General features: G+C 67.1%; 18 protein-coding genes. 7 read left to right on the plus strand and 11 right to left on the minus strand.

Going from position 1 to position 20,190, the window contains the following annotated elements:
* Nucleotides 1-97: 97 nt before the first annotated feature.
* The 4 genes from ACSLUQ_RS12730 to ACSLUQ_RS12745 all read right to left on the minus strand — a co-directional run bounded on the left by ACSLUQ_RS12730 (nt 98) and on the right by ACSLUQ_RS12745 (nt 4,871).
* A complete protein-coding gene (locus ACSLUQ_RS12730) occupies nt 98-895 on the minus strand; it encodes an FAD binding domain-containing protein (protein ID WP_417772153.1) in 798 nt (265 codons plus the stop codon).
* Nucleotides 896-981: 86 nt separating this feature from the next.
* Complete coding sequence (locus ACSLUQ_RS12735; protein WP_417772152.1) at nt 982-3,351, minus strand: xanthine dehydrogenase family protein molybdopterin-binding subunit; 2,370 nt, start codon at nt 3,349-3,351, stop codon at nt 982-984.
* A 170-nt stretch (nt 3,352-3,521) separates the two neighbouring features.
* Nucleotides 3,522-4,010 (minus strand): (2Fe-2S)-binding protein, encoded by a 489-nt coding sequence (locus ACSLUQ_RS12740; RefSeq protein ID WP_417772151.1) that lies wholly within the window; start codon nt 4,008-4,010, stop codon nt 3,522-3,524.
* 144 nt (nt 4,011-4,154) lie between these two features.
* Nucleotides 4,155-4,871, minus strand: coding sequence for an SRPBCC family protein (locus ACSLUQ_RS12745; RefSeq protein WP_461808740.1), 717 nt, complete (start codon nt 4,869-4,871; stop codon nt 4,155-4,157).
* A 320-nt stretch (nt 4,872-5,191) separates the two neighbouring features.
* Between ACSLUQ_RS12745 and ACSLUQ_RS12750 the strand changes: the two genes are divergently transcribed.
* The 3 genes from ACSLUQ_RS12750 to ACSLUQ_RS12760 all read left to right on the plus strand — a co-directional run bounded on the left by ACSLUQ_RS12750 (nt 5,192) and on the right by ACSLUQ_RS12760 (nt 7,942).
* Nucleotides 5,192-6,148 (plus strand): class I SAM-dependent methyltransferase, encoded by a 957-nt coding sequence (locus ACSLUQ_RS12750; RefSeq protein WP_461808741.1) that lies wholly within the window; start codon nt 5,192-5,194, stop codon nt 6,146-6,148.
* Nucleotides 6,145-7,008 carry a TrmH family RNA methyltransferase gene (locus tag ACSLUQ_RS12755; protein ID WP_417772148.1) on the plus strand — a complete coding sequence of 288 codons (864 nt, stop codon included), beginning with the start codon at nt 6,145-6,147 and terminating at the stop codon, nt 7,006-7,008. Before ACSLUQ_RS12750 ends, ACSLUQ_RS12755 begins: the two co-directional genes overlap by 4 nt.
* 67 nt (nt 7,009-7,075) lie before the next feature.
* Entirely contained in the window at nt 7,076-7,942 is an 867-nt protein-coding gene (locus tag ACSLUQ_RS12760; protein WP_461808990.1) for an SDR family oxidoreductase, read from the plus strand.
* Between the two features lie 14 nt (nt 7,943-7,956).
* Here the strand turns inward: ACSLUQ_RS12760 and ACSLUQ_RS12765 are convergent, their stop codons facing one another.
* Nucleotides 7,957-8,715, minus strand: a complete 759-nt coding sequence (locus tag ACSLUQ_RS12765) for a DUF1194 domain-containing protein (RefSeq protein ID WP_461808742.1) — start codon at nt 8,713-8,715, stop codon at nt 7,957-7,959.
* A gap of 112 nt (nt 8,716-8,827) precedes the next feature.
* Nucleotides 8,828-10,351, minus strand: coding sequence for a glycerol kinase GlpK (gene glpK / locus ACSLUQ_RS12770; RefSeq protein WP_417772146.1), 1,524 nt, complete (start codon nt 10,349-10,351; stop codon nt 8,828-8,830).
* A 210-nt stretch (nt 10,352-10,561) separates the two neighbouring features.
* Here glpK and ACSLUQ_RS12775 point away from each other — a divergent pair, with 210 nt between their 5' ends.
* Nucleotides 10,562-11,737: an MFS transporter gene (locus ACSLUQ_RS12775; protein ID WP_461808991.1), complete on the plus strand. Its 1,176-nt coding sequence runs from the start codon at nt 10,562-10,564 to the stop codon at nt 11,735-11,737.
* 107 nt (nt 11,738-11,844) lie between these two features.
* Here ACSLUQ_RS12775 and ACSLUQ_RS12780 read toward each other — a convergent pair whose 3' ends face one another.
* From ACSLUQ_RS12780 to ACSLUQ_RS12800, 5 genes are all read right to left on the minus strand, one after another.
* Nucleotides 11,845-12,087, minus strand: a complete 243-nt coding sequence (locus tag ACSLUQ_RS12780; RefSeq protein WP_461808743.1) for a cold-shock protein — start codon at nt 12,085-12,087, stop codon at nt 11,845-11,847.
* 323 nt (nt 12,088-12,410) lie between these two features.
* Nucleotides 12,411-14,216 (minus strand): translation elongation factor 4, encoded by a 1,806-nt coding sequence (lepA, locus tag ACSLUQ_RS12785; RefSeq protein WP_417772144.1) that lies wholly within the window; start codon nt 14,214-14,216, stop codon nt 12,411-12,413.
* 82 nt (nt 14,217-14,298) lie between these two features.
* Nucleotides 14,299-15,486 (minus strand): penicillin-insensitive murein endopeptidase, encoded by a 1,188-nt coding sequence (gene mepA, locus ACSLUQ_RS12790; protein WP_461808744.1) that lies wholly within the window; start codon nt 15,484-15,486, stop codon nt 14,299-14,301.
* A 152-nt stretch (nt 15,487-15,638) separates the two neighbouring features.
* The gene (locus ACSLUQ_RS12795; RefSeq protein WP_417772142.1) at nt 15,639-16,673 is read right to left on the minus strand and encodes a patatin-like phospholipase family protein; all 1,035 of its coding nucleotides are present in this window, start codon (nt 16,671-16,673) and stop codon (nt 15,639-15,641) included.
* A 97-nt stretch (nt 16,674-16,770) separates the two neighbouring features.
* Nucleotides 16,771-17,589, minus strand: a complete 819-nt coding sequence (locus ACSLUQ_RS12800) for an alpha/beta hydrolase (protein ID WP_417772141.1) — start codon at nt 17,587-17,589, stop codon at nt 16,771-16,773.
* 89 nt (nt 17,590-17,678) lie between these two features.
* Between ACSLUQ_RS12800 and ACSLUQ_RS12805 the strand changes: the two genes are divergently transcribed.
* From ACSLUQ_RS12805 to rpmI, 3 genes are all read left to right on the plus strand, one after another.
* Nucleotides 17,679-18,857 carry a glycosyltransferase family 4 protein gene (locus ACSLUQ_RS12805; RefSeq protein WP_461808745.1) on the plus strand — a complete coding sequence of 393 codons (1,179 nt, stop codon included), beginning with the start codon at nt 17,679-17,681 and terminating at the stop codon, nt 18,855-18,857.
* Between the two features lie 297 nt (nt 18,858-19,154).
* A complete protein-coding gene (gene infC, locus ACSLUQ_RS12810) occupies nt 19,155-19,697 on the plus strand; it encodes a translation initiation factor IF-3 (RefSeq protein WP_417772163.1) in 543 nt (180 codons plus the stop codon).
* Between the two features lie 266 nt (nt 19,698-19,963).
* Nucleotides 19,964-20,161, plus strand: a complete 198-nt coding sequence (gene rpmI / locus ACSLUQ_RS12815; protein ID WP_120270265.1) for a 50S ribosomal protein L35 — start codon at nt 19,964-19,966, stop codon at nt 20,159-20,161.
* The last annotated feature ends 29 nt before the right edge of the window (nt 20,162-20,190 follow it).

Here is a 20,190-nt window from a genome sequence, read left to right on the forward strand (position 1 = left end):
CTCCTTCGCGCATCTCCATCAAGACGGAAGAACGACCCGGGCATGAGCCCGGGCCGCTGTCATTTGGGCGTTTGCCCGTCCTGGCCTGACGCCGGCCTCAACCGCAGGCGGCAACCGCGCGCCGCGCCATCACCGAGATCAGGTTGGCCCGATACTCCGCCGATCCGTGGATGTCGGAGAGAAGATCTCCGGCATCGCTGGTGACGCCGGCAACCGCATCCGGCGAGAAGGACTGGGAAAGCGCTGCCTGAAGGCCTTCGTGCAGGAAGACGCCGCCCTGGCTGGCGCCGGTCACCGCGACGCGGACACCGCCACCGGTCTTCGCCACGAAGACACCGGCCATGGCGTAGCGCGAGGCCGGGTTCGGATATTTGGCATAGCCGCAGGCATCGGCCGCCGGGAAGGTGATCGCGGTGATCATCTCGCCCTCGCCCAGCGTCGTTTCGAACATGCCGGCGAAGAAGTCCTCCGCCGCGATCTCGCGCTTGTCGGTGTGGATCGTCGCGCCCAGCGCCAGAACGGCGGAGGGATAATCCGCGGCCGGGTCATTGTTGGCGACGGACCCGCCGATGGTGCCGCGATGGCGCACCGCCGGATCACCAATGTGCGCGGCGAGATGCGCGAGCCCGGGAAGCATGCGCCGGACGATCTCCGAGCCGGCAACCTCCGCATGGGTGGTGGCCGCGCCGATGCGAATGCCCGCTCCGGTCTCGGTGATCCCCTTGAGATCGGCGACATGGGTCACGTCGATCACGTCGGAAGGCGCTGCAAGGCGCTGCTTCATGGTCGGCAGAAGGGTCTGGCCGCCGGCAAGCAGCTTGCCATCCTCGGCGCCAGCCAGCTTCGACACGGCATCCGCGACACTGCCGGCGCGGTGATAGGTCGTTTCGTACATCCGGGTCTCTCCTTACCCAATCGTCCTGTCGGGTCCGGCCACAGGCTTTGCGCCCGGCCGGACCGTGGTATCGAATTCGCTTCGCCTCACTCGGCCGCCTCGGCCGGCCGGACGGAGCGGAGCGCCCGCCACACGACCTCGGGCGTCGCCGGCATCTCCAGCGCGTTGGTGCCGATGGCGTTGGTGATGGCGTTCATGACCGCGGGCGGGGAGCCGATGGCACCGGCCTCGCCGCAGCCCTTCATGCCGAGCGGATTGCCCGGGCACACGGTGAGCGTGGTCATCAGCCGGTAGGACGGCACGTCGTCGGCGCGCGGCATCGTGTAGTCCATGTACGAAGCGGACAGGAGTTGGCCGTCCTCGTCGTAGGAGGCGTTTTCCAGAAGCGCCTGGCCAATGCCCTGGGTCAGCCCGCCATGGACCTGCCCTTCCACGATCATCGGGTTGATGATCGTGCCGAAATCGTCGGCGGCGACGAAGTCGACGATCTCGACCTTGCCCGTGTCCGGATCGACCTCGACCTCGCAGATGTAGGTGCCCGATGGGAAGGTGAAGTTGGTCGGATCGTAGAAGGCCCCCTCCTTGAGGCCCGGCTCCATCCCCGCCGGCATGTTGTGGGCCGTGTAGGCGGCAAGCGCCACCTGGAAGAAGGGCAGCTCCTTGTCGGTGCCGGCCACCCTGAAGGTTCCGCCATCCAGCGTGATGTCGCCCTCCGCGGCCTCCATCAGATGGGCGGCGAGCTTCTTGGCCTTGGTCTCGACCTTGTCCAGCGCCTTGGAGATCGCCGACATGCCGACTGCGCCCGAGCGCGAGCCATAGGTGCCCATGCCGAACTGCACCTTGTCGGTGTCGCCGTGGACGATGGAGACCGTATCGATGCCAACGCCGAGCCGGTCGGCGACAAGCTGGGCGAAGGTCGTCTCATGACCCTGGCCGTGGCTGTGCGAGCCGGTGAGCACCTCGATGGTGCCGACCGGATTGACCCGCACCTCCGCCGATTCCCAAAGACCGACACCGGCGCCGAGCGAGCCCACCGCCTGGGACGGGGCGATGCCGCAGGCCTCGATATAGCAGGAGAAGCCGATGCCGCGCAGCTTGCCGCGCCGCGCTGCCTCCGCCTTGCGGGCGGCAAAGCCCGTGTAGTCGATGGCCTCCAGCGCCGCATCGAGCGAGGCATCGTAGTCGCCGGCGTCGTAGCACATGATCACCGGCGTCTGGTGCGGGAAGGAGCGCACGAAGTTCTTGCGGCGGAATTCGGCCGGATCCATGCCGATCTCCCGCGCCGTCGTCTCCATCATGCGCTCGACCAGATAGGTCGCCTCGGGGCGGCCGGCGCCGCGATAGGCATCGACCGGTGTCGTGTTCGTGTAGACCGTCTTGACGTTGCAGTGGATCGCCGGGATGTCATATTGGCCCGACAGCAACGTCGCATAGAGATAGGTCGGCACCGAGGACGAGAACAGCGACATGTAGGCGCCGAGATTGGCCACCGTCTTCACACGCAGGCCGGTGATCCGGTTGTCGGCGTCGAGCGCCACCTCGGCCTCCGAATAGTGATCGCGCCCGTGCGCATCGGTCAGGAACGCCTCGGTGCGGTCGCTGGTCCATTTCACCGGGACGCCGGTCTTCTTCGAGGCCCAGAGACAGACCATCTCCTCCGGGTAGATGTAGATCTTGGAGCCGAAGCCGCCGCCGACATCCGGCGCGATCACGCGCAGCTTGTGCTCGGGCGCGATGTTGTAGAAGGCGGACAGCACCAGACGCGCCACATGCGGGTTCTGGGAGGTGGTCCAGAGCGTGTAGTGCTCCTCCGCCTCGTCATAGTGGGCAAGCGCGGCGCGCGGCTCCATCGGATTGGGCACGAGGCGGTTGTTGCGGATCTCCATCCGCGTCACATGGGCGGCCGCGGCGAAGGCCGCATCGGTCGAGGCCTGGTCGCCGATCTCCCAGTCGTAGATCAGGTTGCCCTCGGCCTCCGGGTGGATCTGCGGCGCGCCGGCCTTGAGCGCTTCCAGCGAATCGACCACGGCCGGCAGCGGCTCGTAGTCCACCTCGACGGCATCGGCGGCGTCGCGCGCCTGGGACCTCGTCTCGGCGACAACCACCGCCACGGCCTGGCCGACGTGACGCACCAATTCGCTTTCGAGCGCGCGCCAGGCCCCCATCTTCATGGGCGTGCCGTCCTTGGAATGGATCATCCAGCCGCAGATGAGATTGCCGACGCCGTCGGCGACCAGTTCGTGACCGGTGAGAATGTCGATCACGCCCGGCATCTTGCGGGCCGCGTCGGCGTCGATGCCGCGCACCCGGGCGTGGGCGTGCGGCGAACGCACGAAAGCGGCATGCATCATGCCGGGGACGCGCATGTCGTCCGTATAGCGGCCCTTGCCGGTGATGAACCGCTTGTCCTCGCGCCGCGCCACGCGCGCGCCAATTCCATCCGTCGATCCTGCCATTTCATCCTCCCTCGCGAGAGACGTGCCGCGCGCTGTGCCTGCGGCCGTCGTCTCTCTCAAACCAATTGCGTGTTCGTGAAATCTCTCCTGGCAATTCCGGCCTGTCACCAAGCCGCGCGCCTCCCCCCGTCCGCCCCGCCAAGGGCAGACACGCGCGCGGGCCCGGCGCGTTACTCGGCCGCGGTCTTCATTGCGGCCATGGTCTCGCTCGCGGCGGCGATGGCCTTGACGATGTTGTGATAGCCCGTACAGCGACAGATGTTGCCCTCAAGCTCGGCGCGGATCGTCGCCTCGTCGAGCGGACCACCGAGCCGGTTGACCATATCAACGGCGGACATGATCATGCCCGGCGTACAGAACCCGCACTGGAGCCCGTGGTGCTCCTTGAAGGCCGCCTGCATCGGATGCAGTTCGCCGCCCTGGGCCAGCCCCTCGATGGTGACGACGTCAGTGCCATCCGCCTGGGCGGCCAGCATCGTGCAGGACTTCACGGCCTTGCCGTCGACGTGCACGACGCAGGCACCGCACTGTGATGTGTCGCAGCCCACATGCGTGCCGGTCAGCCCCACATCCTCGCGCAGGAAATCGACCAGAAGCGTCCGGTCCTCGACCTCGCGCGCGACCGTCCTGCCATTCACCACCATTGAAACCTTGGACATGCCTTCCTCCCGGAAACGTGAAAACCCAAGCGCGGGCACCGCCCGCATTCCTCAAATACCGCGTCGGACCGTCTTTGGCGGGCCCGACGCAAGCCCTGGAAAAAAAACGGCCGGCGCTCGGTTTCCCGCGCACCGGCCGTCGTGTCATCGCATCAGCGCCAGCACCACGATCAGGGCCCCGAGCGCTATCAGTCCCCAGACCATCGGCCCGCCGAAAGCCCCACGGCCGGCGGCCGTCTCGACCTCGGCCTCGACCTCATGCATCGTCTTCTCGACGCGTTCCTCCGCATCATGGAGCGCCTCGCCAATGCGGTCGGGCGCGGATTCCATCGCCCTTGTCTTGGCTTCTTCCATCACACCGGCGTCCAGCGTGTCGTCATCGGCAACGGCGTCTCCGGCGGTCTCCGCCGGCTTCTCGCCTTCACCTTCGACGATCTCCTTGAACTTGCTGAAAAACTCGTCGGCCATCTTGCGCGACGTGGAAACGATGAGACGGCTGCCGAGCTGGGCGAGCTTGCCGCCGACCTGCGCCTTCACGGTGTAGGTGAGCACGGTCTCGCCATCTTCTTCCACCAGCACCACGTCCGCGGCTCCCTTGGCAAAGCCGGCGACACCGCCCTTGCCTTCGCCAGTGATGGTGTAGCTCTCCGGCGGGTTGAGGTTTCCCAGTGTCACCTCACCCTTGAAGGTTGCCTTCACCGGGCCGATCTTGGCGACGACCGTCGCGGCCATCTCGGTGTCGGAGGATTTCTCAAGCTCCTGGCACCCGGGGATGCTCTGCCGCAGAACATCGGCGTCGTTGAGGGCTGCCCAGACCCGGTCTCGGGGCGCATTAATCCGGTACTCGCCAGACAAGTCCATCAGTCATTTCCTCCGGCAGTCGGACCCGTTCGCAACGACGCTCCCTCGAACCGGCCCTGGCCGGCGCTTCGGATCCGGCGCCCTGGGCCCTGCGCGTGAAACGTTCCCTTCCAGAGTGGCGAAGCCTGCGCGTGCTTTCAAGGCCTTGCAAGACAATTCACGCGAAGGTCTAACCTGCTCGCGTCACACGGACGCGACAAACGGGCCGATTGGCGAGCACGGATCGCATGCCGGGCATGAACGCATGATTGACCCCGGGCCCGCGTCGTCCTAAGCGATCCGCCATGGTTTTGCCCGACACATCCCCGAGAAACCGGTCCATGCCCGACACCGAACGTCCCGCCCTTCGCCATGCCCCGACAGGCAGCCCGCCCGTCGCCGCCTGGCCGACCATCCTGGAAACGCGGGGCTGGGACGACTATGCCCTGCTCGACTTCGGCCACGGCCGCAAGCTGGAGCGCTACGGCAAGATTGTCGTCGACCGCCCCGAGCCCCAGGCGATGGGGCGCCCGCGGCTTCCCGAAAAACGCTGGCTCGCGGCCGACGCGGTCTTCACCGGCAATGACGACGACGACGGCCCGGGCCGCTGGCGGCTCAACCGCGATCTCCCCGAGACCTGGCCAATGGCCTTCGGTGATGTGCATTTCCTCGGCCGATTCATGTCCTTCCGCCATGTCGGCGTCTTCCCCGAGCAGGCTGCCCACTGGCAGTGGATGGCGGATCGGGTCGCCCGCGACGTGGCCAGGCCGGACGCCAGGCCGCCGCGCATTCTCAACCTTTTCGGCTACACCGGCCTCGCCTCGCTGGTGCCGGCGGCCGCCGGCGCGCATGTCACCCACATCGACGCCTCGAAGAAGGCCATCGGCTGGGCGCGTGACAATCAGGCGATGTCCGGCCTCGACGACCTGCCGATCCGCTGGATCTGCGAGGACGCCACCAAGTTCGTCGCCCGGGAGGTGAAGCGCGGCAACACCTATGACGGCATCCTGCTCGACCCGCCGAAATACGGGCGCGGGCCCAAGGGAGAGGTCTGGGATCTCTACCAGAGCCTGCCGGAGCTGCTGCCCATGGTGGAGAAGCTGCTGTCGCCGGACGCCGGCTTCCTGATCCTGACCGCCTATGCGATCCGCTCCAGCTTCGTCGCGCTACATGAAATCATGGACGAGACGCTCGCGCGGCGCGGCGGGCTGCTGGAGTCGGGCGAACTCGTGCTGACCACGCCGGATGGCGGGCGGGCGCTGTCGACCTCCCTCTTTTCCCGCTGGAGTTCCCAATGAGCCCGCGTCCGCCCCAAGGCCAGGGAGTCCGGCGCGCCGGCCCGGTCAAACAGGTCACCTCGTTCTCCAACCCGCTGGTGAAGGACATCAAGGCGCTTGTCGCCCAGCGCAAGCACCGGCAGAAGACCGGCCGCTTCGTCGCCGAGGGACTCAAACTTGCCGCCGATGCGCTCGACGCGGGTTGGGAAATCGACATGCTCGTACTCGGCCCCGAGGCACGCGAGAGCGAGGCCGCCCGCGAGGTTGCGGCGCGCGCGCGGGCGCGCGGGGCGACGATCCTGGAGGTGACCACCGCCGTTCTCGCCGCCATGACCCGGCGCGACAATCCGCAGATGGTCGTTGGCGTCTATGAGCAGAAGCTGACCGCGCCCGAGGCGGTCGAGGCGGCGGCCAGGGCGGAGCCAGACGGCGTCTGGATCGCACTCGACCATGTGCGCGATCCCGGAAATCTCGGCACGATCATCCGCACGGCCGACGCGGTCGGGGCAAAGGGCGTGATCCTGGTCGGTGAGACCACCGACCCCTTCGCCGTGGAGGCGGTGCGCGCCACCATGGGGTCACTCTTCCATGTCCCGGTGACGCGTATGGATCGGGCAGGCTTCCGGCAGTTTGCCGGGCGCTGGCGCGGCACCCGCGTCGGCACCCACCTCAAGGGATCGACCGACTATCGCGCGATCGACTACCGCAAGCCGGTGCTGCTGCTGATGGGCAACGAGCAATCCGGCCTGCCGGAGGAGATGGCGGAAACCTGCACGGCGCTGGCGCGCATTCCGCAAGCCGGCGTTGCCGACAGCCTCAATCTGGCGGTGGCCACCGCCGTGATGCTCTACGAGATCCGGCGCGACGACCTCGCCCTTTGACCGGCCGGGCCGGCCGTGTCCAACCGAACGACGGGAAACGATGACACAGACACTGAACGGTGAGCCGATGCGGCTGTTCGTCTTCGGCCTCGGCTATTCGGCGAGCGCCTTCGTCGAGCGGGTGGCGGCGTCCTGCGACTGGATCGGGGCGACGACGCGTGGCCGTGAAAAGGCCGAGACGCTGGCGGCGCGCGGGCTGGTGCCCTTCCTCTTTGATGGCAGCGCGCCCGGCGACGACATCGACGCCGCGCTTTCGGCCGCGACCCATGTGCTGGTCTCGATCGCACCGGGCGAATTCGGCGATGCCGCCCTTGCCCACCACCGCGCCGCCCTCGCCGCGGCCCGGCCGCGCTGGGTCGGCTACCTCTCCACCGTCGGCGTCTACGGCGATCATGGCGGCGACTGGGTCGACGAGGAGACGCCCTGTCGCCCGGTCTCGAAACGCTCGCAGGCGCGCATCGAGGCGGAAAACGACTGGCTCGCCTTTTCCGTACGCACCGGCGTCCCGGTCCAGATCTTCCGGCTTTCGGGCATCTACGGCCCCGGCCGCAACGCCTTTGTCAATTTCGAGAAGGGGACGGCCCGGCGGCTGATCAAGCCGGGGCAGGTGTTCAACCGCATCCACGTGGAGGACATCGCCGGCGCGCTCGAGGCGGCGGTGAGCCGCGCTCCGGTGACGCGCGTCTTCAACGTCACCGACGACGAGCCCGCCCCGCCGCAGGACGTGGTTTCCTATGCGGCCGGCCTTCTCGGCGTCGAGCCGCCGCCGGAACAGGACTTCGAGACCGCCGAGCTTTCGCCGATGGCACGCTCCTTCTATGGCGAAAACAAGCGCGTCTCCAATGCAAGGGTGAAGGCCGAGCTCGACTATACGTTCCGATATCCCGACTACCGGGCCGCGCTCGAGGCGCTGCACCGCGACGGCTGGCGCTGAGCTTTCCCGCATCCTCAGCGGGAAAGGCGTGCGGCGCCGGCGAGATCGGCTTGAGCCAGCGTGTTGCCGGAGGACTCGTCCGCGATTTCGAGAATGAGCTTCTTGCGCACGGCGCCGGCGAAGGTCGCCGTCGAATCCGCAGTGACCACGAAGGCGCCCGGCCCGCCGATGATCCGTTCGGCGAAGGCCTTTTCCAGATCATAACCGACCGGACGGCCCGAGCACTGGCGACAGAGAACGGCTAGGCCGTTGATGACGATGCCTGCGGCGACCACCTCGTCGCGGGCGGCCTCGATGGGCGGCCCGCTCCAGTTGTTGGCGCTGTCGGCGGAAAGGTCGATGACGCGTCGGACACCACGGTACTCGTTGCCCTCGATGAGGGCCTTGCCCTTCAGCAAGGCCGCTCCGATGGCGTTGCGTCCGTACGCCCGTCGCGGCGCGGCCATCAGTGTCCTTGCAAAGGCATCGGCTGCGGCGGAACCGTCGATCACGCTCCAGCCGACAACCACATCCTGCGAGCCTGCGTTGCCCCATTCCACATAGGTCAGGGCGATCCTGCCGTGAGCATTGCCGAGGATCGCCGAAAGCACCATCGGATCGGTGATCGCCTCGGCATAGCCCTGCCGCTGGAACCGGATCTCGTCGTCGTCGATTGATCCGGTGGAATCGGCGAGCAGCACCAGCTCGAGGTCCACGTCCGCGCCGCGCGCCGGTGCGATGGCGAGAAGAAGCGCCGCGACGAAGGCGGCAAACCATGCTCGGCACTGTGTCATTGCGCCCTCCTCATTCAGGAAGGCGCAAGTGAACCACGCCGCGACCAGCGCTCCAATATCCGCGCGCGCAACCGCGCTTCACGCATGCGTGAAGCGCGGCCAGCGGCCGAGCCTATCGGCTGCGCGTGCGCTCGACCGCGTCCTGCCAGCCGGCATAGAGCGTCGCGCGCGTCTTCTCATCCATCTCCGGCTGGAACCGGTGCTCCAGCCGCCAGTCCTCGGCAAAGGCCTGCGCATCGGGCCAGACCTCCGCCTGCTGGCCGGCAAGCCAGGCGGCGCCCAGGGCCGTGGTTTCCAGCACCTCGGGACGGTCGACCGGCGCGCCGAGGATGTCGGCGAGGAACTGCATGGTCCAGTCGGACGCGGTCATGCCGCCATCGACGCGCAGGACGATGCCGTCGGTCGCCATATGGCTCAGGTGGGCTGCGTCCGAACGCATGGCGTCGATGAGGTCGCGGGTCTGGTAGCCAACGCTTTCCAGGGCCGCGCGGCAGAAGTCGGCCGGACCGCTTGCCCGCGTCAGGCCGAAGAGTGCGCCGCGCGCGTCAGGGTCCCAGTAGGGCGCGCCGAGACCGACGAAGGCCGGCACCAGATAGAGCCTGTCGTCGGGATCGGATCCGGCGGCAAGCGCCTGCGTGTCGGCGGCCTGGCCGATGATGCCGAGCCCGTCGCGCAGCCATTGCACGGCGCTGCCGGCCACGAAGATCGATCCCTCGAGCGCATAGGTGGTCGTGCCGCCGAGACGATAGGCAATGGTCGACAGCAGACGGTTCTTAGAGGTGACCCGCGTCGTGCCGGTGTTGATGAGAGCGAAGCAGCCGGTGCCGTAGGTGGACTTGACCATCCCCGGCTTGAAGCAGGCCTGACCGACGGTCGCCGCCTGCTGGTCGCCGGCAACACCGAGGATCGGGATTGCGGCTCCGAAATGCTCCTTGTCCACCGTGCCGAACTCGGCGGCGCAGTCCTTGACCTCCGGCAGCATCGACATGGGCACGCGCAGCAGGCGGCACAGGTCCTCGTCCCAGCGGTTGTCGTCGATGTTGTAAAGCAGCGTGCGCGAGGCGTTCGTCGCGTCGGTCACATGGGAACGCCCACCGGTCAGTTTCCAGATCAGCCAGCTGTCGACCGTGCCAAAGAGGAGATCGCCCGCCTCGGCCGCGGCGCGCGCGCCCTCGACATTGTCCAGGATCCAGGAAAGCTTGGTGCCGGAGAAATAGGGATCGAGCAGGAGGCCGGACTTTTCCGCGACCATCTGCTCGTGGCCCTCGGCCTTGAGCCTGGCGCAAAGCGCCGCGGTGCGGCGGTCCTGCCAGACAATGGCGCGGTGAACGGGCTTGCCGGTGCTGCGGTTCCAAACGAGCGTCGTCTCGCGCTGGTTGGTAATGCCGATGGCGGAAATGGCCGATGCGCCGCCCTCGATGCCAGCGAGCGCCTCGCGACAGACCGCGAGCGTCGAGGCCCACAGGTCCTCCGGCTCGTGTTCAACCCAGCCGGAACGGGGGAAATGCTGCTCGAATTCCTGCTGTCCGGTCGCCCGCGCCCTGAACGCTGCGTCGAACACGATGGCGCGACTCGACGTCGTGCCCTGATCGATGGCCAGAACCAGGCCATCGGAAAGTTTCGCTAGGTCGCCCACGCGCTGCCTCCAGGATCTTCGTTTTCTTTCTTTCTTGCAACAAAGGACATTCAAACGAAACTTGATTTTTCGTCAATCGAAAACAGCCGACCGCAAACTCTCCTCCCCGTCGACGGCATTGGTGACCACTGTTATAGAGACCGCCGCACGGACCCGCCGGTCCGACTGCCTGCGCCGGAGCTGACCATCACCAAGTTTCTCGCACTCGCCCTGCTTTCTCTCGCCGTCGTCGCGGCGCTGTCGCTGTGGTTCATCTCCGCCGCGATCCTGCCCGAGATGCTGGCCGAAAGCCCGATCTCGCCGACGAGACAGGCGTTCCTGTCGAGCGGTGTGCAGATCGGCTTCGTCCTCGGCGCGCTCGGCTCCGCCCTGCTCGGACTGCCCGACCGGCTCGACCCGACCCGCCTCTTTGCAACCTGTGCAGCGCTTGCCGCCCTCGTCAATGCGGCTCTGCTCGTCGCTCCCCTCGGCGGCGACCTGGCCATCGGCGCAAGGGTGATGACGGGCGTTCTGCTCGCCGGCGTCTATCCGGTCGGCATGAAGATCGCCGTCGGCTGGGGCCTGCGCGACCGGGGCTTCCTGGTGGGATTGCTCGTCGGGGCGGTGACGCTCGGCTCCGCCGTGCCGCATCTCGTCGCTCTCGGCGGCGGTGCCGACTGGCGGATGACGGTTCTTCAGGGTTCCGCCGCAGCACTTGTCGCGGCCGTTCTGGCGCTGTGTGTCCGCCTTGGCCCCTATCACGCGACCTCGCCGCGCTTCGACCCGACGGCGGTCGCGCGGGTGTGGCGCGACCGGCGCATCCGCCTCGCCTTCGGTGGCTACTTCGGTCACATGTGGGAGCTCTATGCCATGTGGACCTGGGCGGGTGCAGCACTTGCCGCCTCCTTCGCCGGCGACATGACGGCAGACGACGCGCTTCGGTCGGCACGGGTGCTCACCTTCGTCGCCGTGGCGCTCGGCGCGCTGGCCTGCGTCGCGGCGGGCTATTTCGCCGACCGGATCGGCAAGGAGACCGTCGCCATCCTGGCGCTTGCAGGCAGTCTCGCCGGCGCCCTCTTCGCCGCCTTCATCTTCGGCGGACCAAGCTGGCTGGTCGCCGCCGCCTTCCTGTTCTGGGGGATAACGATCGCGCCGGATTCGCCGCAATTCTCGGCACTGGTCGCCGATTTCGCGCCACCGGAGCAGGCCGGCAGCATCATGACGCTGCAGACCGCGCTCGGCTTCGCCCTCACCTTCGTGACGGTGCAGGCAACGCCGGTCGTCGCCGAGGCCTTCGGCTGGCGGATCATGCTGGCGCTGCTCGCTCTTGGCCCGGCCTTCGGGCTCGTGTCGATGCTGCGGCTGAGGCGTCTCACCGCGACGGGCGGCAGGCAGCGCGCTTCATGAGGCGCGCCCGCATCGTCCCTTGAAACGCAAAAGCGCCGCGCCCTTCCGGGCGACGGCGCTTGCGGCTTTTCGCTGATCACGTCACGCCGGGATACCCGGCGGAGGGATCAGAGGACGCGCAGGTTTTCAGCCACCGAGTGGCCGCGCGCGTAGGCAAGGTCGTATGCGACGAGCTGGCCTTCGCTCAGCGTCGGGACACCCGACCGGCGGAGCGCGGCCATGTCCACGTGGACATAATCGCCTTCATTCGGCTCGATCTGGCCGATGCCGGCCTTGATGTCGAACCACTTTACGTTTCCATGTTCCATAGTCTTGTCTTTCGTTCTTATCGTTGTTGCTTTTTCATTCATGCAATTGTTCGTCCGACGAGCGGCTCGAAGCATGGTCGAGGCCCGATCCGTTCGCCCTCAGGCAAACGCCGGGTCCTGCCGCTCCGCAACCGAATCGTCCGGTCTTCCTCAGATCCGGTCTGTCTCGGGACAGCCTGTCGCCCATGATAAAATCGGGTCGTTACAGGCATGCGACAACGCCTGCATGGGCATCGTCGTCAGGGTAGGATAAACAATCACAGTTAAGAAATGGTGACTGACATTTCGTTTTGCAAGGCCTCATGCAAAAAAGGCCGGCCCGGCGACACCGGACCGGCCTCCTCGAAAGAGGATTCAGATGATGCTCAGTTGTCCATCTTCAAGGCCTTGATGAAGGCTTCCTGCGGGATCTCGACCTTGCCGAACTGCCGCATCTTCTTCTTGCCTTCCTTCTGCTTTTCCAGAAGCTTGCGCTTGCGGGTGGCGTCGCCGCCATAGCACTTGGCGGTCACGTCCTTGCGCAGCGCCGCGATGGTCTCGCGGGCGATCACGCGCGCGCCGATGGCGGCCTGGATCGGGATCTTGAACATGTGCCGCGGGATCAGTTCCTTGAGCTTCTCGCACATGGCGCGGCCGCGCCGCTCGGCCTGCGAGCGGTGAACCAGCGTCGAAAGCGCGTCGACCGGCTCGGCATTGACCAGGATCGACATGCGCACCAGATCGCCTTCGCGGTAGTCGGAAATCTGGTAGTCGAAGGACGCATAGCCCTTGGAGATCGACTTCAACCGGTCGTAGAAGTCGAACACCACCTCGTTGAGCGGCAGGTCGTAGGTGACCATGGCGCGGCTGCCGACATAATTGAGATCCACCTGAATGCCGCGCCGCTCCTGGCACAGCGTCAGGATCGCGCCGAGGTAGTCGTCCGGCGTCATGATGGTGGCGCGGATCCACGGCTCCTCGATGCTCTCGATCTTCACCTGATCCGGCATGTCGGCGGGATTGTGCAGCTCCTTCAGCGTGCCGTCGGTCAGGTGCATGCGGTAGACCACCGAAGGTGCCGTGGCGATGAGGTCGAGGTCGAACTCGCGCTCCAGGCGCTCCTGGATGATCTCCAGATGCAGCAGGCCGAGGAAGCCGCACCGGAAACCGAAGCCGAGCGCCGCCGAGGTCTCCATTTCGAAGGAGAAGGAGGCGTCGTTGAGGCGCAGCTTGCCCATGGCGGCGCGCAGATCCTCGAAATCATTGGCATCGACCGGGAAGAGACCGCAGAACACCACCGGCTGCGCCGGCTTGAAGCCCGGCAGCGCTTTCGCGCAGGGTTTCTTGTCGTCGGTGATCGTGTCGCCGACGCGGGTGTCGGCCACTTCCTTGATGGAGCCGGTGATCACGCCGATCTCGCCGGGTCCAAGGTCGTCGGTCATCAGGAACTTCGGCGTCATGACGCCGACACGGTCGACCTCATAGCTCGCGTCCGTGCCCATCATCTTGATCTTCTGACCCTTCTTCAGCCGCCCGTCGATGATGCGAACCAGCACCATGACGCCGAGATAGGGGTCGTACCAGCTGTCGACGAGCAGCGCCTTCAGCGGCGCGTCCGGATCGCCCTCGGGCGCCGGCAGGCGGTTGACAATGGCCTCGAGCACGTTCTCCACGCCGAGGCCGGTCTTGGCGGAGATCATCACCGCGTCGGACGCATCGAGGCCGATCACGTCCTCGATCTGCTCCTTGACCCGCTCGGGTTCGGCCGCCGGCAGGTCGACCTTGTTGAGCACCGGAACGATCTCGTGATTGTTGTCGATGGCCTGGTAGACATTGGCAAGCGTCTGCGCCTCGACGCCCTGACTGGCGTCGACCACCAGCAGCGAGCCCTCGCAGGCGGCGAGCGAGCGCGAGACCTCATAGGCGAAGTCGACGTGGCCCGGCGTGTCGATCAGGTTCAGCTTGTACTGCTTGCCGTCCTTGGCCGCATAGATCAGCCGCACGGTCTGCGCCTTGATGGTGATGCCGCGCTCGCGTTCGATGTCCATCGAATCGAGCACCTGCTCCTTCATCTCGCGGCTGGTCAGCGTGCCGGTCATCTGGATCAGACGGTCGGCCAGCGTCGACTTGCCGTGGTCGATGTGCGCCACGATGGAAAAGTTGCGAATGTCGGAGATCTTCTGCGTGCTCATGCGCGCCCATTTACCATTGCCGCGACATTGCGCAAAGGGGATTGCGCGCGCACAGGCGGGGAAAATCCACCGCGACCGTCCCTCACCGGGCCAGAAGCACCTGAGTACAGGCCGCCGGCAGCGCCGACATGCGGATCTCTTTCTTTTTCGCCGGTTTCGAGGGCTTGGCGGGCCTGGCCGGCTTCTTGGGCACCCAAGGCTCGTCGGAAAGCCACCAGGCCAGCTCCTTGCCGCAACCGTCGCCCGGCGGCGGCGGGTTCTGATCCTTGCAGCCGACGCTGCCGGCGGGGCACGCGATGCGCACGTGGAAATGATAATGATGCCCCCACCAGGGGCGAACCTTGCGCAGCCAGGACCGGTCGGAACCGGTCTCGAACCGGCAAAGCGCCTGCTTGATTCCAGGATGCACGAAGATGCGAGCGACGCGCGGATCCTGCGCGGCGCGGCGGATGAGCCTGGCGCGGCTGTTCGTCCATTTCGCCGGATCGACGCCCCGGTCGGCGCCTTTCAGGTTCGACGGCCCCTTCAGCATCGACACCGCCGACATGCTCTCGCGCTCGTCGCGCGACAGGGTCCGCTCGGGCATCGGCGTCAGCCAGATGTCGGCGTCGAGGCCGATCTGGTGGCTGGCGTGGCCGGAGGTCATCGGCCCGCCGCGCGGCTGGGCGAGGTCGCCGACCAGCAGCCCGTTCCAGCCAAGCGCCGGCGCGTCGGTGGCCAGCCGCTGCAGCACGTCGATGAGTTCCGGGTTGCCCCAGTTGCGGTTGCGCGACAGGCGCATGACCTGCCAGGCCGGACCGTTGACGGGAAGCGCCGTCGCGCCCGCCATGCAGCCGCGCGCATAGGAGCCGATGGAACGGGCGGCAAGCGGCGCCGGCGTCCTGGCAGCGCCGAAGAGCTGCTTGGCGACGGCGTCGGGCGAGACGCGCGCGGGAACACCGGAGGCAGCGGATGCCGGTACCAGCGCCAGCGGCGCGGAGGCCGCATCGGCGCGCATGGCACGATCCTCGGGAGCAGGAACGGGCAGCGGTGGCGCGAGCAGGCCGGCAATCGCATCCGCCCCGCCGGAACGCTCGGCGGCAGGCAGGAAGCGCTGCCCCCCGATGTTCCCCTCAACGGCGGCGCCGGGCTTATCCTTCGGCAAAGGGGCGGCGGCAAGCGGCAGGGCGGCAAGCGTGCCGGCAAGGAGCAGAGCAAGGCCCGCGCTGCGCGCGCGTGCGCGCGTCGAGAAGCCGCGGCCAAGGCCAAACGTCCGATCAGGTCCCGGCATCGCCAAGCTCCCTCGCTGTGCTACCGCGCGAGCCGCGCCGGCTCCCGGTCGCGTCTTGCCCGACTTGCATGTTGCCCGACTTGCATGAGCTCCCGCATTCTATCTCACAGCGGCATTTACGAAGGGTTAACCATGTTTTTGACAAGCCCGCCTCAGTCTTGCCGCGGGCTCATCAGCCCCGCCAGTTCGTCGATCGCCAGCGTGTGGTCGCGAATGATGCGGTCGGCCGCGCCATTCAACTCGATGATGTTGGCGGGACGGGCGTTGTCGATTGCCTCGACGCCCTCGGGCAGATCGGCGTCGAAGCGGTAGACCGCCGCAACGCCGGCATCGCGCAGGATATCGTCGGCAAGCGCTGCCGTGCTGGCCGCCTGCCCCTGGGAGACCGCGGCCAGCAAAGGCGCGCCGCGCGCCGGTGCGAGCCAGCCCAGCGCGTCGAATTTCTTGGCCTCCTCCGCGACCTTGCGCGGGGCCTGCCGCGCGCCGCTGCCAAGAGAGACAATGACCATGTCGGCCGCTTCCCACCCCTGTCGGCGCGCCATCGCATAGGCGGCAAGCACCGGATTTTCCAGGAACAGGCTGCCGCCGATCAAGCAGCGGTCGGGCTCGCCGGACAGACTTTCGGTCCGCATCGGCGGCAGATGCCCCGGCAGCGCCATGGTCGCGCGCACCGCCTGCCACATGTAGAAGTCGGCCGGCCGGCCGCCGTCGGTCGCCATGCCGTTGGTCAGAAGCAGCGGCTCGCGCCGGTCGATGTCATAGGCCGGCAGCAGCAGCCGCGTCAGCGCGCCCTGCAGCGACGACCAGCCGAAGCGCTCCTTCAACAGCTTCTCGAACGGCCTTTCATCGAAACAGAAATCGAAGGGCGCGCGCGGATTGGCGACGAGCCGCTCGAGGAAGCCGCGCCGCTGGAACAGTTCCCGACACTCCGTCTCGAAGAAACGGCGAAGCTCGGCAATGTCGTAGGCCGAACGGCCGGAGGTGTCTTCCGGGCGTGGCGCGGCAAGGCCGGCGGCGATGAGACCGCCTGAAGACGTGCCCGCCATGAGATCGAAGAAACGGTGAAGCGGCGCGTCCTTGCCCGCCATGCGCAGCCGGGCATCCAGCGTCTCCAGCAGGCGCAACGGGACGAGCCCCCGGATGCCACCTCCATCAATCGCCAGAACGAACCGTTTCCGTCTTGCCATCTGCCGCAGCCCTCCGTCTGGTCTCGCACCCGATTGTGCCGGGAACAGCCTTGGTGAGAAATGCGACGAAGCGATGACTTGACGCGCCCTGCGTCGATCAGTCCTGCGCGCCCTCCGCCGCTTGCGCGCGTTCCGCGACGGCGGCGATCATCCGGGCGATGTCCTCGGGGCGCGACAGGCGGTGGTCGCCGTCCTTGACGAGGGTCAGGACCGCATCGTCGAAGGCCAGGCATTCCATCAGCCGCAGGCCGTGCCGCCAGGGCACCGCCTCGTCGCGCTGGCCCTGGAGGATCGTCACCGGGCAGCCGGTGACCACCGGCTGGTCGAGAAGCAGGTTGTTCCGCCCGTCCTCGATCAGCTTGCGGGTGATGACATAGGGTTCGTCATCATAGTCTGAGGGTCGCGCGTAGCGTCCCTCTTCCATGATCGCGCGTCGGATCTCGTCGGTGAACTCGTGCTTCCACATGAGTTCCTCGGTAAAATCGGGCGCAGGCGCGATCAGAACCATGCCGGCGAGCGTACCGCCCGCCGCCCCGTCCCCGGCTCGGCGGCGCAGCGCGCGCGCCAGCAGAAGCGCGATCCAGCCGCCCATCGAGGAGCCGACGACCACTGTCGGCTCCTTGCAGAAACGGTCGAACACAGCGAGAGCCTCCTCCGCCCAGGCCGAGATCGTGCCCTCCTCGAAATCGCCGCCGGACACGCCATGGCCGGAATAGTCGAGCCGCGTCATCGCCCGGCCGGTTTCCTGCGCCCAGGCGGCCAGCGCTTCCGCCTTCGAGCCGGCCATGTCGGACTTGAAGCCGGACAGCCACAGCAGGCCGCAGCGGCCCGAGGCCCCGCCAGTCCGGCGCACGGCGATGGAGCGCGCATCCGCGCCGCCGCCAACCGTGATGAATTCGGCGTCCGTTTCGCTCATGGCCACTCCCTTCGCTTGCTCAACCGTCGGCTCATGTGGCACAGCTCGCGGGCTTTGAGAAGGTCCATCCCCATTCACCCGGAAACGCCGTGACGCCCCGCACGATCCTGCAAGTCATCCCGGAACTCCAGACCGGCGGCGCCGAGCGCACCACGGTCGACATCGCCCGCGCGCTCGTCTCGGCCGGTCACCGCGCCATCGTCGCCTCGGCCGGCGGACGGCTGGAGGCGGAGCTTCTGGCGGTCGGCGGCGAGCACATCGCCCTGCCGCTGGCGACCAAGTCGCCGCTCGGGCTCTGGCGGAATTCCCGCGCCCTGGCGCGGCTGATCCGGCACGAAGGCGTCGACCTCGTCCACGCCCGCTCGCGTGCCCCCGCCTGGTCGGCACTGTGGGCGGCACGGGCGCGGAAGGTCCCGTTCGTCACCACCTACCACGGCATCTACAATCAGAAGAGCGCGCTGAAGGCCTTCTACAATTCGGTGATGGCGCGGGGCGACGCGGTGATCGCCAATTCGCACTACACCGCCGAGCTGATCGCCAGCCGCCATCCGCTCGCACGCGGGCGCATCAGCGTCATTCATCGCGGCTCCGATCTCGCCGCGCTCGACCCCGCCGGCATCCCGCAGGCACGCAAGACAGCGCTCGCGGAGCGCTGGGGCCTTGCGCCCGGCGAGCGCGTGATCCTCAACCTGGCCCGGCTCACAGCCTGGAAGGGGCAGCGCGTGCTCATCGATGCACTTGCCGAGCTGGCGGCGCGCGGCACGCCGGAAACCGAGGGCTGGGTGGCGATCCTCGCCGGCGACGCGCAAGGGCGCGAGGACTATCTGCGCGATCTCGAGCAGCGCATCGAGGCAGCCGGACTGTCCGGCCGCATCCGGCTCGTCGGCCATTGCGACGACGTCGGCGCGGCCCTGGCGCTCGCCTCGATCTCGGTCGTCGCCTCGGTCGAGGCGGAGGCCTTCGGACGCGCCGCGGTGGAAGCGCAGGCAGCGGGCGTTCCCATTGTCGCGACCGACCTGGGAGCCGCGCCGGAAACCGTTCTGGCCCCGCCGGAGGTGGCCGCGGAGGCGCGCACCGGATGGCGCGTCCCGCCGGGCGACGCATCGGCGCTGGCGGAGGCGATGGGCTCCATGCTGGCACTGTCCCCGGACGAACGCTCCCGACTGGTGGCGCGCGCGAAGGCCCACGTCGCAGCCTCGTTCACGGTCGAGGCCATGTGCACGGCGACGCTGGCCATCTACAGCCGGCTGCTCGCCCAGCGTGCCTGAGCGCGGCGACATCGCCGTCCGCACGGCAATTTTCGTTGCGGAATATTTCCGGCACGGCCTTGAGCGAATCGTGCGTCCGCGCGCCGTCGCGGCACGGCGATCCACCACTCCGTTGGCGCTTTGCGCGGGAAACCGGTTGACTCCGGCGCGGTTTCACAGGAATTTCATCTTGCGGCCACAAGGGCGCGCGTGGCGGCCCCGGCGCTTGGCGTACGGGGTAATGCTTGTTGCGTACCTTGCCAATTCGGCAGACCGTGGCCAGATATATTCGGATCAACATTAGAGGAGATCGCGACCATTCGCCGTCCATATCGCGCACCGCCCCCCACCAAGGATGGCCCGCGCACGAACCAAGAGATCCGCGTTCGGGAAATTCAGCTCATCGACCACGAGGGGCAGAACCTCGGCGTCATCCTGACGGATGAAGCCATGAGGATGGCCCAGGAGGCCGGTCTTGACCTGGTGGAGATTTCTCCGAACTCGGCGCCGCCTGTCTGCAAGATTCTCGACTATGGCCGGTACAAGTACCAGAGCCAGAAGAAGGCCTCCGAGGCCCGGAAGAAGCAGAAGGTCGTCGAGGTCAAGGAAATCAAGATGCGTCCGAACATCGACACCCATGATTATGAGGTGAAGATGCGGAACATGAAGCGGTTCTTCGACGAAGGCGACAAGGTCAAGGTCACCCTGCGCTTCCGCGGCCGCGAGATGGCGCACCAGGATCTCGGCATCGCGCTTCTGCACCGGGTCCGCGACGAGACCGCCGAGTTCGCAAAGGTGGAATCGCATCCCCGCCTTGAGGGCAGGCAGATGGTCATGGTGCTCGCGCCGATCGTGCGCTGAGACCTTCAGGCCGGAAACGGTCGCCCGATAGTCCCGAAGGCCCGGCAAATCGCCGGGCCTTCGCCGTTTCGAGGGGGAAACCGGACGACAAGCCCCTTGTCTTTTTCGGGACGGGTGCCTATAAGCCCCTGTCCCGAGCCGCCCGGCTCTGCGGGACCGCATTTTTTTGCGGTGTCGCTACATACGGGCATGCCGTGGCGGCTCACGACAGCTTCCAACAAGACCGGCGATGCACTTGCATTCGCCGTGCAAAGAAAGGATGCAAAATGCCCAAGCTGAAGACGAAGTCCGGAGCGAAGAAGCGCTTCAAACTGACCGCGACCGGCAAGGTCAAGACCGCCCAGGCGGGCAAGCGTCACGGCATGATCAAGCGTTCGACGAAGTTCATCCGCAACGCACGCGGCACGACCACCCTGGCCGAGCCCGATGCCCGCATCGTCAAGAAGTTCCTGCCCTACGGCTGAGCCTGACGGCGTTCTCGACTTTCCAAGGA

Source organism: Stappia sp. ICDLI1TA098 (assembly GCF_054880955.1).

Excerpts from the sequence above, each read along its gene's own strand:
- rpmI (WP_120270265.1), top strand. The coding sequence starts at position 19,964 with ATGCCCAAGCTGAAGACGAAGTCCGGAGCGAAGAAGCGCTTCAAACTG.
- lepA (WP_417772144.1), bottom strand. The coding sequence starts at position 14,216 with ATGAGCACGCAGAAGATCTCCGACATTCGCAACTTTTCCATCGTGGCG.
- ACSLUQ_RS12745 (WP_461808740.1), bottom strand. The coding sequence starts at position 4,871 with ATGGACTTGTCTGGCGAGTACCGGATTAATGCGCCCCGAGACCGGGTC.
- ACSLUQ_RS12755 (WP_417772148.1), top strand. The coding sequence starts at position 6,145 with ATGAGCCCGCGTCCGCCCCAAGGCCAGGGAGTCCGGCGCGCCGGCCCG.
- ACSLUQ_RS12760 (WP_461808990.1), top strand. The coding sequence starts at position 7,076 with ATGCGGCTGTTCGTCTTCGGCCTCGGCTATTCGGCGAGCGCCTTCGTC.
- mepA (WP_461808744.1), bottom strand. The coding sequence starts at position 15,486 with ATGCCGGGACCTGATCGGACGTTTGGCCTTGGCCGCGGCTTCTCGACG.
- ACSLUQ_RS12740 (WP_417772151.1), bottom strand. The coding sequence starts at position 4,010 with ATGTCCAAGGTTTCAATGGTGGTGAATGGCAGGACGGTCGCGCGCGAG.
- ACSLUQ_RS12795 (WP_417772142.1), bottom strand. The coding sequence starts at position 16,673 with ATGGCAAGACGGAAACGGTTCGTTCTGGCGATTGATGGAGGTGGCATC.
- ACSLUQ_RS12750 (WP_461808741.1), top strand. The coding sequence starts at position 5,192 with ATGCCCGACACCGAACGTCCCGCCCTTCGCCATGCCCCGACAGGCAGC.
- ACSLUQ_RS12765 (WP_461808742.1), bottom strand. The coding sequence starts at position 8,715 with ATGACACAGTGCCGAGCATGGTTTGCCGCCTTCGTCGCGGCGCTTCTT.
- ACSLUQ_RS12780 (WP_461808743.1), bottom strand. The coding sequence starts at position 12,087 with ATGAATGAAAAAGCAACAACGATAAGAACGAAAGACAAGACTATGGAA.
- ACSLUQ_RS12800 (WP_417772141.1), bottom strand. The coding sequence starts at position 17,589 with ATGAGCGAAACGGACGCCGAATTCATCACGGTTGGCGGCGGCGCGGAT.
- ACSLUQ_RS12735 (WP_417772152.1), bottom strand. The coding sequence starts at position 3,351 with ATGGCAGGATCGACGGATGGAATTGGCGCGCGCGTGGCGCGGCGCGAG.
- ACSLUQ_RS12730 (WP_417772153.1), bottom strand. The coding sequence starts at position 895 with ATGTACGAAACGACCTATCACCGCGCCGGCAGTGTCGCGGATGCCGTG.